General features: G+C 70.3%; 11 protein-coding genes and 1 tRNA gene. 9 read left to right on the top strand and 3 right to left on the bottom strand.

Features of this window, described 5'->3' with window-relative positions:
- Positions 1–154: 154 nt before the first annotated feature.
- The 3 genes from OHA88_RS29055 (at position 155) to OHA88_RS29045 (ending at position 1,475) form a co-directional block, all read left to right on the top strand.
- The gene (locus tag OHA88_RS29055; protein WP_030970908.1) at positions 155–496 is read left to right on the top strand and encodes a hypothetical protein; all 342 of its coding nucleotides are present in this window, start codon (positions 155–157) and stop codon (positions 494–496) included.
- A gap of 150 nt (positions 497–646) precedes the next feature.
- Positions 647–1,411 (top strand): bifunctional DNA primase/polymerase, encoded by a 765-nt coding sequence (locus OHA88_RS29050; protein ID WP_328627670.1) that lies wholly within the window; start codon positions 647–649, stop codon positions 1,409–1,411.
- A tRNA-Lys gene (locus OHA88_RS29045) sits at positions 1,402–1,475 on the top strand. Before OHA88_RS29050 ends, OHA88_RS29045 begins: the two co-directional genes overlap by 10 nt.
- 91 nt (positions 1,476–1,566) lie before the next feature.
- Here OHA88_RS29045 and OHA88_RS29040 read toward each other — a convergent pair.
- Complete coding sequence (locus OHA88_RS29040) at positions 1,567–2,781, bottom strand: M6 family metalloprotease domain-containing protein (protein ID WP_328627669.1); 1,215 nt, start codon at positions 2,779–2,781, stop codon at positions 1,567–1,569.
- A 435-nt stretch (positions 2,782–3,216) separates the two neighbouring features.
- On the opposite strand from OHA88_RS29040, the gene OHA88_RS29035 reads away from it, so the two are divergent.
- Complete coding sequence (locus OHA88_RS29035; protein WP_328627668.1) at positions 3,217–5,163, top strand: putative bifunctional diguanylate cyclase/phosphodiesterase; 1,947 nt, start codon at positions 3,217–3,219, stop codon at positions 5,161–5,163.
- Between the two features lie 161 nt (positions 5,164–5,324).
- Here the strand turns inward: OHA88_RS29035 and OHA88_RS29030 are convergent, their stop codons facing one another.
- Both OHA88_RS29030 and OHA88_RS29025 read right to left on the bottom strand, forming a co-directional pair.
- On the bottom strand, positions 5,325–6,398 hold the full coding sequence (locus OHA88_RS29030; protein ID WP_313937433.1) for an LLM class flavin-dependent oxidoreductase: 1,074 nt from the start codon (positions 6,396–6,398) through the stop codon (positions 5,325–5,327).
- A 103-nt stretch (positions 6,399–6,501) separates the two neighbouring features.
- On the bottom strand, positions 6,502–7,245 hold the full coding sequence (locus tag OHA88_RS29025) for a maleate cis-trans isomerase family protein (protein WP_328627667.1): 744 nt from the start codon (positions 7,243–7,245) through the stop codon (positions 6,502–6,504).
- A gap of 163 nt (positions 7,246–7,408) precedes the next feature.
- On the opposite strand from OHA88_RS29025, the gene OHA88_RS29020 reads away from it, so the two are divergent.
- The 5 genes from OHA88_RS29020 (at position 7,409) to ehuA (ending at position 11,765) form a co-directional block, all read left to right on the top strand.
- A complete protein-coding gene (locus OHA88_RS29020; RefSeq protein WP_328627666.1) occupies positions 7,409–8,368 on the top strand; it encodes a D-2-hydroxyacid dehydrogenase in 960 nt (319 codons plus the stop codon).
- 256 nt (positions 8,369–8,624) lie between these two features.
- Positions 8,625–9,527, top strand: a complete 903-nt coding sequence (ehuB, locus tag OHA88_RS29015; RefSeq protein ID WP_328627665.1) for an ectoine/hydroxyectoine ABC transporter substrate-binding protein EhuB — start codon at positions 8,625–8,627, stop codon at positions 9,525–9,527.
- Between the two features lie 18 nt (positions 9,528–9,545).
- Complete coding sequence (gene ehuC, locus OHA88_RS29010) at positions 9,546–10,286, top strand: ectoine/hydroxyectoine ABC transporter permease subunit EhuC (RefSeq protein WP_328627664.1); 741 nt, start codon at positions 9,546–9,548, stop codon at positions 10,284–10,286.
- Entirely contained in the window at positions 10,283–10,924 is a 642-nt protein-coding gene (gene ehuD / locus OHA88_RS29005; RefSeq protein ID WP_328627663.1) for an ectoine/hydroxyectoine ABC transporter permease subunit EhuD, read from the top strand. The genes ehuC and ehuD overlap by 4 nt, the downstream gene beginning before the upstream one ends.
- Positions 10,914–11,765, top strand: a complete 852-nt coding sequence (ehuA, locus tag OHA88_RS29000) for an ectoine/hydroxyectoine ABC transporter ATP-binding protein EhuA (RefSeq protein WP_326814424.1) — start codon at positions 10,914–10,916, stop codon at positions 11,763–11,765. The genes ehuD and ehuA overlap by 11 nt, the downstream gene beginning before the upstream one ends.
- Positions 11,766–11,773 lie beyond the last annotated feature (8 nt).

Below are 11,773 nucleotides of genomic sequence, written 5' to 3'. Positions count from 1 at the left end.
CCATATGCGATGGGCCACCGGGGGCGCGTGTCGCGCCCGGAGGTGTGTTGGTGCGCGCTCCCGCGCACTGGCCCCGTGCACCGCCCCGAAGCGCACTTGCGGCGGGTTGGACAATAGAGGGTGGCCGTCGGGCCCACCGAAGGAGGAACACCACATGGCACAACCCGAGCGGAACGAGCGGCAGCGGCTGCGCCCCGCGCCCCTGCTCTTCGAGCCGTCGGCGGCGGTCGCCGATCCCGAGCACTTCTTCGACCTGGAGTCGATGGACGACCCGAAGGAGATGCTGGACCGCGCCACCGAGCTGACCCTGGCATTCCGCGCCGCGACCGATCGCGCGGTCGAGTTCCAGGCGATCGCCGCTGCCCAGCTGGCCGACCCGCGCCGGTTCGACCGGCTGACCACTGCGGACATCGCGGAGCGCGCGGAGTGGACCGAGGACTACGCGAAGAAGATGGTCGAATTCGGCCGGAGCCTGCTGGGCGGCGCCAGACCGTGACGCCGGAGCGTCCGGCCCTTGCCCGGAGCTGACTCCGGGTACAGCCCGCTGGCATATGCCCGCGGGCAAGATACTCCTCCCCCCACCACCCTGTCCCGATTTCCGGCAACTCTTGGAATCCGGACCGTCACTCCCGGTAGACCAGTGCACATGACTGCATGGCTGCCAGACCAATCGACCCTGTACCCCGGCACCGGGTCCCAGCACAGCGTCGACATCTTCGCCGCCCTGCGGGACCAGACCGGGGACCGGACCGGAACCCAGGCCGGACCCCAGCCCGGGAATCAAGCCGGGCATCAGACCGCGCAGGTCACCGCTGCGGGCGCCGCCTGGCTCGCCGGCGCCACGGCCTATCCGCGCTCCACGCTCGCCCAGTGGCAGGCCCACCCCGGCTCGCCCGGTGTGCTGCCGTGCGGCTCCGCGTTCGATGTGGTCAATGTGCCCGCGCTCTTCGGGCGGCGCATGCTGGAGCACCTGTGGGCCGACGGGCCCGGCTCGGGGCCGGTCGCCTCACACCGCGGGCGGATGCTGCTGTTCGCCGCGCCCGGGACCGCCCAGCGGCTGCCGTCGCTGCTCGACTGGGAGGAGTGGGGCAGCCGCCCCGAGCCGGTGACGGAGCACGACCCGCAGGCGCCCGGAGGGCCGGACGACCAGGAGAACAGGTTCCCGCCGCTGCTCTGTCACGGCACCGGCGACGCGGTGACCGTCCCGCCTCTGGCCTGCGGTTCCACCTCGCCCGGGCCCCGATGGGTGGTCGCTCCCGACACCCGTAGCCCATGGCTGCCGGGCCCCGACGTACTGCTCTGGGCCTGTGTACGCGTGACCCGCTCGGCGCCCGCGTCGACGGCCCGGATTTCGATTTTTCCTCCCGCCGATCAGGGTGCTAAGGTCTACGACGTCAGCAGGCGCCGCTAGCTCAGTTGGTTAGAGCAGCTGACTCTTAATCAGCGGGTCCGGGGTTCGAGTCCCTGGCGGCGCACAGACGGAAGAAGCCCCTCGCACAAGCGGGGGGCTTCTTCGTTTTCGTTTCACCGCGGGACCGGTTGCTCACGCGCCGGCGGTGATCCTGCTCACGTGCCGGTGGTGATCCTGACCGTCCAGGCCCCCGACGGCGTCCGGTCCGCGACCTCGACCCTGGTGTGCTCACCGGGAATGGTGTACGTCTCACCGACCCGCAGCGGGGCGTCCGCGAGCGGCGGGTAGACCGACAGGTCCCAGCAGGCGTCGGTGTGGGGGTGGGTGTCGATGACCTGGATGGGCCCGCCGCCGGACGACGTCCCGTTGCGGACCCGGTAGATCAGCACCCCTTCGCTGCAGGTCGTCCGGTCGTTGCCGGTGGCGCTGCGGGCCTCCATCGCCACCACGCCGCCCACCCCGGTCCTGATCACCGCGAGCCGCGTCCCGAGGGACGCACCGCGTGCCGGGACGGCGGCCATCGACTCCAGGGTGATGTCCTGCTTGCGCTGGATGCACGCCACCTGCCCGCGGTCCAGCCAGCCCAGCTTCCACTTCTGCCAGCCGAACAGATCCGGCGCGAGGCCGAACTGGCTGCCCATCACGTCCCAGTCGCCGACATACGTGTCCCAGTCACCCTTGCCGTCCGTCGGCCGGTGATAGAGGTCCGGCAGGTCGAAGACGTGCCCGGTCTCGTGGGCCAGCACGTTCCGGTCCGGCGGGTGCTGTTCGAAAACGGTGACGACACGTCTGATGTCCGTGCCGTCGGCGTGCAGCGGCCGGTCGAAGTTGACGACCTTGGTGGCATCGGAGTCGACGCCGGGGGCGTCCGGGTCGGCGACCAGATAGACGATGTCGTACTTCGAGAAGTCGACCTGGTCGTCGGCTACGGCAATCGCGTCACGCAGATACTCGCTGCGCCGGCCGTCGTCCCAGTCGCGCTTTATCCCGTACGCGGTGGAGCTCCTGGGCATCCGGATCCAATGCCGCTGCGGGTGCGGGCGCAGGGTGAACTTCCCGTACGAGGCGCGCTGGAAGAACTGGGTGGTGGCGGGGAAGTAGTCGGCAGCGAGCTCGGCGGGGGTGGTGACGGGGCGGGCGTCCGTGAAGGAGAGGAAGATCATGACCGCGTCGAGCGTGTGGTCCGGGCGCGGGTAGGCGTCGTTCCAGTCACCCACTCCCAGCGAGTGGTGCACCTCGGTCCGGGGCAGGGCGCACGGGCCGGCCGCCCCGGTGACGGCCACCGCCGGACCGGCGACAAGAGAGATGGCGGCGAGCGCCAGGAGCGCGATCAGCCCTGCCAGTACGCCACGCGGACTCGGCCTCTCCACTCCCGCGAGTCTGCGCTTACGCGGCACATCGACCTCCGGGTGCGGGATGCGGGACTCGCCATCCAGACTGTGCCGGTTTGGTGGTATACGCCCTGTTGTGCTACCCCACTCGGGTAAACAGGCCGCCACCCGGTGCCTTTTCACGGACAGTCATAATCGATCACCGCAACTGCGCGAGACGGACCCAAGATCGACTGGAGAGAACAGAGCCGCGCAGAAACAATCAGTCCTGGGCAAACCGGATCGGCGCGCGAATGGCCCATGCGGGGCGATCCGCGGGCCCGGAACGGGCGGCGAGCTGGAACGGGCCGGACGACAACCTCTATGCTTCACCACGCTTTCCTGCGTGGTTTCCGCCCCGACAACGGCACTCCACGCGGCGGGCCCAGTCCGACCACATCTGTTCAGGACAGAACTGCACGGCGGGAGCGAGCGGTGAGCGAAACCTCCGAAGGGCCGAGGCCCCCGGCAGGCGCAGCGCCCCCTACCGCGCGACCGCCGGTCACGGAGCGTCATACGGATCCCGCGTCGGCGCGGGCCGGAAACGGTGCCGCGGACGGGACCGCGGACAGGGCCGGAGACGGCCTCGCAGGCGGGACCGCTGACGGCATCGGTGGGTCCGGGCCGGTCGGCCGCGGCGCCGACTACCGGGCCGTCTTCCGGGCCGCCACCCTTCCGATGGCCGTCGTCGACCACGAAGGCCTGATCCTCACCGCCAACGACGCCCTCGGCGCGCTGCTCGGCGCCGACCCCGTGACGCTGACGACGCAGTCCGCGTCCGATCTGCTCGACGTCTCGTCGGACGGCCGCACCTGGCATGCGTACCGCGAGGTGCTGCGCGGCCGGCGCTCCCGGTTCCGCTGCACGCGCAGGCTCAAGCACCCCGACGGGCGCTCGCTGTGGGCCGAGATCACCGTCGCGCCGATGCCGCAGACGCCACCCGGTTCCTCCCCCGGTTCCTGTCCCGTACTGCTCTCCGTCGCCGACATCAGCGACCGGCGCGAGCTGCAGAAGCGGCTGCGCCACCTCCAGATGCACGACCCGGTGACCCGGCTGCCCAACCGGACCCTGTTCTTCGAACGCCTCTCGGCCGCCCTGGTGACTCCGCCGGACCAGGACGGTCCCCGGCGGCACGGCCGGATCGGGCTCTGCTACCTCGACCTCGACGGGTTCAAGGCCGTCAACGACACGATGGGCCACCGGATCGGCGACCGGCTGCTCGCCGCCGTCGCCGCCAGACTCACCGACTGCGCCGAACAGGAGAACCAGCACCGCACCGGCGCCTCACTCGTGGCGCGCCTCGGCGGCGACGAGTTCGCCATCCTCGTCGAGGAGTCCGCGGGTGCGCAGCAGCTCACCGATCTCGCCCGCGCGGTGCTCACCGCCCTGCAGAAGCCGTTCGACCTGGCCGGGCAGCGGCTGGCCGTATCGGCGTCGATCGGCGTGGTGGAGCGGGCCGTGGCCGGCACCTCGGCGACCGGTCTCATGCAGGCCGCCGACACCACGCTGTACTGGGCGAAGGCGGACGGGAAGGCCCGTTGGACGCTCTTCGACCCCGAGCGCAACGCTCACCGGATGACCCGGCAGGCTCTCTCGTCCACGCTGCGGCCGGCTGTCGAGCGCGGCGAGTTCACCATCGAGTACCAGCCGCTGGTCGGGATGGCCGACGGAGTCGTGCGCGGGGTGGAGGCCCTGGTCCGCTGGAACCACCCGCAGTTCGGCATGCTCTCGCCGAATCGGTTCGTCGCGATCGCCGAGGAGGACGGCTCGATCGTCCAGCTCGGCCGGTGGGTGCTGCAGTCGGCGTGCCGCCAGGCCCGGCGCTGGCAGCTGGACCATCCGACCGAGCCGCCGCTGTTCATCAGCGTCAATGTCGCCGTGCGGCAGGTCTGGGACTCGGACCTGGTGACGGATGTCGCGGAGATCCTCGCCGAGACCGGCCTGGCACCCGGACTGCTGCAGCTCGAACTGACCGAGTCCGCGGTGATGGGCTCGGCGGGCCGCCCGCTGGAGGCGCTCCAGGCGCTCAGCGACATGGGCGTCCGGATCGCCATCGACGACTTCGGGACCGGCTACTCGAACCTCGCCTATCTGAGTCGGCTGCCGGTGTCCGTACTGAAGCTGGACGGCTCGTTCGTACGCGGCTTCCGTTACGACGACGGCGCGCACCCCAGCCCCGCCGACGAGACGATCGTCGAGGCGATGGTGCAGCTGGCGCACCGGCTGGGGCTGACGGTCACCGCGGAGTGCGTGGAGACCGCGGGCCAGGCGGAGCGACTGCGCCGGATCGGCTGCGACACCGGCCAGGGCTGGCTCTACTCACGAGCGGTGGCCCCGGAACGCATCGCGGAACTGATCGGCACCAGACCCCTGCAACGCTGAAGCGGCCTGCCACCGACCCGATCCCGCCCGGCGCGCCCGAGCCCGCCCCGGCACACCCAACCCGCCCGGCAAAATCAAGCCCGCCCGGCGATTGAGGGCATCCATCAGCCCGTCCGGCGCTTGAGGACAGAAACGGTCACGCCGACGAACCCGCACACCCCTCAGCCACGCAGCCCATACGCATCCGCGATCAGCTCATAGCTCCGAACCCGCGCCCCACCCCCATGCGCATTGGCAGTGATCATCAACTCGTCCGCACCGGTCCGCTTGGCCAGGTCGTCCAGCCCGGAGCGGACCTCGTCCGCCGTTCCGTGGATGACGTTGCCGAGCCAGCCGTCGACGAACTCGCGCTCCATCGGGGTGAAGGCGTACGCCTCCGCCTCCTCGGGGGTCGGGATCAGACCGGGCCGGCCGGTGCGCAGGCGGACCATCGACAGCGCACCGGTCAGCACCTGGCGCCGGGCCTCGCGCTCCTCGTCGGCGGCCAGCGCCGAGACGCCGATCAGGGCGTACGGGGCGTCGAGCACCGCGGAAGGCTTGAACGACTCCCGGTACAGGTCGAGCGCCGGGATCGTGTTCTGCGCCGAGAAGTGGTGGGCGAAGGCGAACGGCAGGCCGAGGACGCCGGCCAGCCTCGCACTGAAGCCGGAGGAGCCGAGCAGCCAGATCGGCGGGCGGCCGGTGGGGCCCTGTACCGGGCCCGGGACCGCGTGGATGCGGGCGTACGGGTGACCGTCGGGGAAGTCGTCGTCCAGGAACCGGGTCAGCTCGGCAAGCTGCTGCGGGAAGTCGTCGGCGCCCTCGTTCAGCCGGTCGGTGCGGCGCAGGGCGGCGGCGGTCGCGCCGTCCGTGCCGGGCGCGCGGCCCAGGCCCAGGTCGATACGGCCGGGAGCCATGGCCTCCAGGGTGCCGAACTGTTCGGCGATGACGAGCGGAGCGTGGTTGGGCAGCATCACCCCGCCGGAGCCGAGCCGGAGCCGCTCGGTGTGCGCGGCAAGATGGGCGAGGATCACGGCCGGGGACGACGAGGCGACGCCGGGCATGGAGTGGTGTTCGGCGACCCAGAGGCGGTGGAAGCCGCGGCGTTCGGCCAGTTGCGCGATGTCCACGCTGGTGCGGAGCGCCTGGGTCGCGGTGCGGCCCTGGCCCACGCTCACCAGGTCGAGCACCGAGAGCGGCACGGGGGCCGTTCCCTCGGCCCGGCCGCGAATGTCGTCGCCTCGGTTGTTGTCCACGTGAAGGCCTCTCCGGTGATGCGCTGGCGTCCGGACGCGTACGTCCGGGATGCCTAACAGGAGGTTGTCTCCGCTTATTCCCCGGCCGGTCACGCCGGGCCGGTCACACCCCCACCGGGGCCGGTGGCGCCTCCCGGGTGGCGAAGAGCGTGCCCAGCTGCGGCGCCCAGGTACGGCGGCGGGCCAGTCGCAGCGCCTCGAACACCGTCACCTGGTTCGCGGTGAGAACCGGCTTCGCAAGGAGTTCTTCCAGGTCCCGGATGTGCGCGGCGGTGTGCAGGGCGGTGTCCGGCAGCAGTACGGCGTCCGCGTCCGGGCGGTCCGCTGCGACGGCGAGCTCCTTCAGACGGTCCGGACCCCACGCGGCGGCCTCGGCTGCGGAGGTGACGCCGCCGCTGTGTGTGGCGATCACGTCGATGCCCGCGGCGCCCAGGAACTCGCTGAAGAGCCGGGCGATCTCCTCGGGGTAGGTCGCGGCGACCGCGACGCGGGCGGCGCCCAGCGCCCGTACCGCCTGGACGAAGCCGAGTGACGCACTGGAGGCGGGCAGTCCCGCCGCCCGGGCCAGGGCGGTGGTCTGCCCATGGGCACCCTCCCAGCCGTACACGAAGCTCCCGCCGGTGCTGGCCCAGACCACCGACTCCACGCCGGCGCGCCGCAGCTCCTCGATGCCGGCGGCGAGGCGTTCGGGCTCTCCCAGCTCTCGCAGGGTCTCGGGGCGCCGGTCGTCCTCGCCGGGTTCGGTGCGGTTCACCACCAACCTGATGGTGGTGTCGAGGATGACCTCCATCCGTGGGAACTCGTCCTCCGCGAAGTGACCCGGATAGAGGAATCCGACGGTCGTCATGTCCACCCTCCTGCACTGCTGGACCGGTGTACTGCCGCTACTGCCCCCCTCTGCCCAGTATTCCCCTCGGCAGCCGCCGCCCACATTCCCGTTGACGGAGCCGGGCCGGGGTGCGAGCGTGGTCAATCCGCACATCTCAGACACAGCGGAGCCACCGTCTCTCATGCCAGAGCCCACCCTGCTCGTCCTGGACAGCGACCCTTCGCCGCGTCTCGGCCGGCTGACCGGACGGGTCCGGATCCGGTACACGGACGAGGCCGGCCTCGCCGGGCAACTGCCGCACGCCGATGCTCTGCTGGTGTGGGACTTCACCTCCGACGCGGTACGCGCCGCCTGGCCGGGCGACGGGCCGCGGCCCCGCTGGGTGCATACGGCGAGCGCGGGCGTGGACCGGCTGCTCTGCCCGGAGCTGGCCGCGTCCGACACCGTGCTGACCAATGCCCGGGGCGTCTTCGAGCGGCCGATCGCCGAATATGTGCTGAGCCTGGTGCTGGCGTTCGCCAAGGACGTCCCCGGCACGCTGGAGCTGCAGCGGCAGCGGCGGTGGCGTCACCGCGAATCGCAGCAGGTCGCGGGCGCCCGCGCGGTGGTGGTCGGGGCCGGGCCGATCGGCCGGGAGATCACCCGGCTGCTGATGGCGCTGGGGGTCCAGGTGGCGCTCGTCGGGCGTACCGCACGCCGCAGTATCCATGGTGCCGAGGATCTGGACCGGCTGGCGGCGCTCGCCGACTGGGTGATCTGCGCGGCGCCGCTGACGGAGCGCACGCGCGGGATGTTCGACGCGCGGTTCTTCGGGCTGATGCAGCCGTCGGCCCGCTTCATCAATGTCGGGCGCGGTCCGATGGTCGTCGAGGAGGATCTGGCCGACGCGCTGCGCAGGCGGTGGATCGCGGGCGCGGCCCTCGATGTGTTCGCGCATGAGCCGCTGGATCCGGGGAGCGCGCTGTGGGACGTACCGGGGCTGATCGTGTCCCCGCACATGAGCGGCGACACCGTCGGCTGGCGGGACCGGCTGGGTGAGCAGTTCGTGGAGATGTACGAACTCTGGGCGGCCGGGAAGCCCTTGCCGAACGTGGTCGACAAGCGGCTCGGGTACGTCCCCGGCCGGGACCGGAGCGAGTGACCCCAACCGGTCCGGCTCGATGACCACTTCATCCGCCCATGACGGACATCGTCCCATGACGGTCGGTCATCGGCCGTTCCACCCCCGGGAATACACGCTGCGCACCGGCCGTCGCGCTCCGCCCACATGAAGACACGGGAAGGTCACGCACCGGCCACCGTTCGATTACATGCACCCTCTTCCTGCATAGGCGCACGGGATCGGGCAGGCGCTGAACCTGTCCGGACTGTTCGACCCCTCCAGGAGACTGCGAACCATGGCTGACTTCCCGAACCTGTCCCGTCGGGGCTTTCTCAACCGATCGGCGGCCGTAGGTGGTCTGCTCGTCGTGCCCGTTCTGCTCTCCGCGTGCAGCAAGACCGACGCCGGTTCCGCGGACGGTGCGGGGGCACTGGAGGCGCTCCGCAAGCAGGGGTTCGTCCGGGTCGCGTACGCCAATGAGGCCCCGTACGGCTACATGGAGGGCAAGCAGCTCAAGGGCGAGGCGCCCACCCTGCATCGGGAGATATTCAAGGCGCTCGGCGTCGACGAACTGAAGCCCACCCTCTCCGAGTGGGACGGCCTGATCCCCGGGCTGCAGGCAGGCAAGTACGACGTGGTCAGCGCCGGCATGGCGATCACGCCCGAGCGCTGCGCCAACGCGATCTTCTCCGAGCCCGAGTTCATCTCGCCCACCGCGCTGATGGTAAAGAAGGGCAACCCGAAGAAGGTCACCGACCTGGCATCGGCGAAGGCCGCCGGGGTCGTCGTCGGTGTGATGTCGGGTGCCGTCGAGGCGTCGTACGCCGAGGGGGCCGGCATCTCCAAGGACAGGATCAAGTCGCTGCAGAAGCCGCAGGACGGCGCCGACGCGGTCAAGGGCGGCCGGATCGACGCGTTCCTGCTCACCGGAATCTCGCTGCGCTGGCTGGCGAGGACCAACCCCGGCACCGAGGTCACCGAGGCCTTTCTGCCGGAGCTCGACGGCAAGCGGCAGTACAGCCCCGGCGGCGCCGTCTTCCGCAAGGGCAACGAGGATCTGCGGGACGCCTTCAACCGCGAGCTGAAGAAGATCGTCTCCGACAGGTCGCGTTATGTCGGCCTGCTCCAGGAGTACGGCTTCGGAGCCACCGAGCTGCCACCGACGACCCTGAAGACGGCCGATCTGTGCAAGGGCTGACAGGGACGGACCCCACGCATGAGTGATTTCCTCTCCGCCTTCGTCGACGATCTGCCGCAGCTGCGCTCGGGGTTGTGGGTGACCCTTCAGGCGACCGTCCTGGGGGCGCTGCTCGCCCTGCTCCTGTCCTTCGTCCTCGGTCTGATGTCGGTCAGCCGGCTGCTGGTGACGCGCGGCGTGTCACGCGTGGTCGTGGAGTTCTTCCGCGGCACGTCGCTCTACATCCAGCTGTTCTGGCTCTACTACGCCATGCCGCCGCTGACGGGGTACGAACTCACGCCGCTGCTCTGCGGCGTCGTCGCCTTCGGCCTCAACTACGGCGCGTACGGCTCCGAGGTGGTGCGCGGTGCGATCAGCTCCGTACCCCGTGCCCAGTACGAGGCGGCCGTCGCGCTGAACATGACGCCGCTGTACCGGATGCGGAAGGTGATCATTCCGCAGGCCTGGGTGCAGATGATCCCGTCCTTCACCAATCTGCTGATCCAGCTGCTGAAGTGCACCCCGCTGCTGTGGCTGATCTCCGCGGCCGACCTGATGACCGTGATCCAGCAGCTGCGCGACCGAACCGGTGAGACGCTCACCGCGTACCTGACCCTGCTGGTCGCCTACTTCGTCCTGGCCTACGCGCTGACCCTGCTGATGAATCTGCTGGAGCGGAGCGCCAAGCGAAGGCTGGGTCTGCCGACCGGTGCGGGCTCGCTGCTGCGCAGCCGCAGCGCCACGGAGGCGGTCGCCTCTGCGGCCGGAGGTGCCCGGTGAACGGCTTCGACTGGAACGCCGCCCGGGACGCACTTCCCCTGGTGCTCGAAGGTTTCCGGGTCACGCTGCTCGCGACCGTGCTCGGCACGCTCGTCGCCGCGGTACTCGGGCTCGCCGTCGCGGTCGCCGGACGGGCCCCGAGCAGGTTCGTGACCGTGCCGGTACGGATCGTGACGGAATTCATCCGGTCCACCCCGCTGCTCGTCCAACTGGTCGGCGCAGCGGCCCTGTTCACCTCGGTGGAGCCGCTGACGATCGGCATTGCGGTGCTGGGCGTGCACTACGCCGCGTACACCGCTGAGGTGTACCGCGCCGGGATCGACGGTGTGCCGAAGGGCCAGTGGGAGGCCTGCCGGGCGCTCTCGCTCACCCCGCGGCGGACCTGGCAGGCCGTGATCCTGCCGCAGGCGGTGCGCAATGTGCTGCCCGCCCTCGGCAACTACGCGATCTCGATGTTCAAGGAGACCCCGTTCCTCGCCGTGATCACGGTGCAGGAAATGGTCTTCGAGGCCCGTAAGTACGGCGCCGACCACTTCGCCTACACCGAGGCATTCACGCTCGCCGGACTGGTCTTCCTGGTCGCGAGCTACCCCACCTCGCTGCTGATGAGAAAGCTGGAGAAGCGCCTTGGCCACTGAACCTCTCCCCCTGCAGAAGGCGGCGGCCGCGGCCCCCGTGGACATTGTCCCGGTCCCTGCCACGTCGCAGACCGCCCATCCGCTGGTCCGCTTCGACAACGTCGTGAAGCGGTACGGCGACCATGTCGTCCTCGACGGGCTGGACTTCTCGGTGCGGCGCGGCGAACACGTCACGCTGATCGGACCCAGCGGCTCGGGCAAGACCACCATCCTGCGGCTGCTGATGACGCTCGAGAAGGTCAGCGACGGAGTGATCTGGGTGGACGGCGACCCGCTGTCCCACGTCAGGGCTCCCGACGGCTCGCTGAGGCCGGCGACCGAGAAGCATCTGCGCGAGGCCCGGAGGAAGATCGGCATGGTCTTCCAGCAGTTCAACCTCTTTCCCCATATGAAGGTGCTGCAGAACATCACCGAGGCACCGGTCAGCGTGCTGGGCATGGACCGTGACGAGGCGGAGACCCACGCCCGCGAGCTGCTCGATCTGGTGGGGCTCTCGGAAAAGGTCGACGCACACCCTTCCCAGCTCTCCGGCGGCCAGCAGCAACGGGTGGCGATCGCCCGCGCGCTGGCGATGCAGCCGGAGATCCTGCTGCTGGACGAGGTGACGTCCGCACTCGACCCGGAGCTGGTGGCGGGCGTGCTGGACCTGCTGGGCGACATCGCGCGGAACACCGACATCACGATGCTCTGCGTGACCCACGAGATGAATTTCGCCCGGGACGTCTCGGAGAAGGTGCTGATGTTCGACGCCGGGCGGGTGGTGGAGGCAGGTTCGCCGGAAAAAATCTTCACCGATCCCGAACACGAACGTACGCGCGAGTTCCTCGACGCGGTGCTGTGACCTCGCCC

The sequence above is a fragment of the Streptomyces sp. NBC_00353 genome (genome assembly GCF_036108815.1).
GTDB lineage: Bacteria > Actinomycetota > Actinomycetes > Streptomycetales > Streptomycetaceae > Streptomyces.
This window is presented reverse-complemented; position numbering and strand designations above follow the sequence as displayed.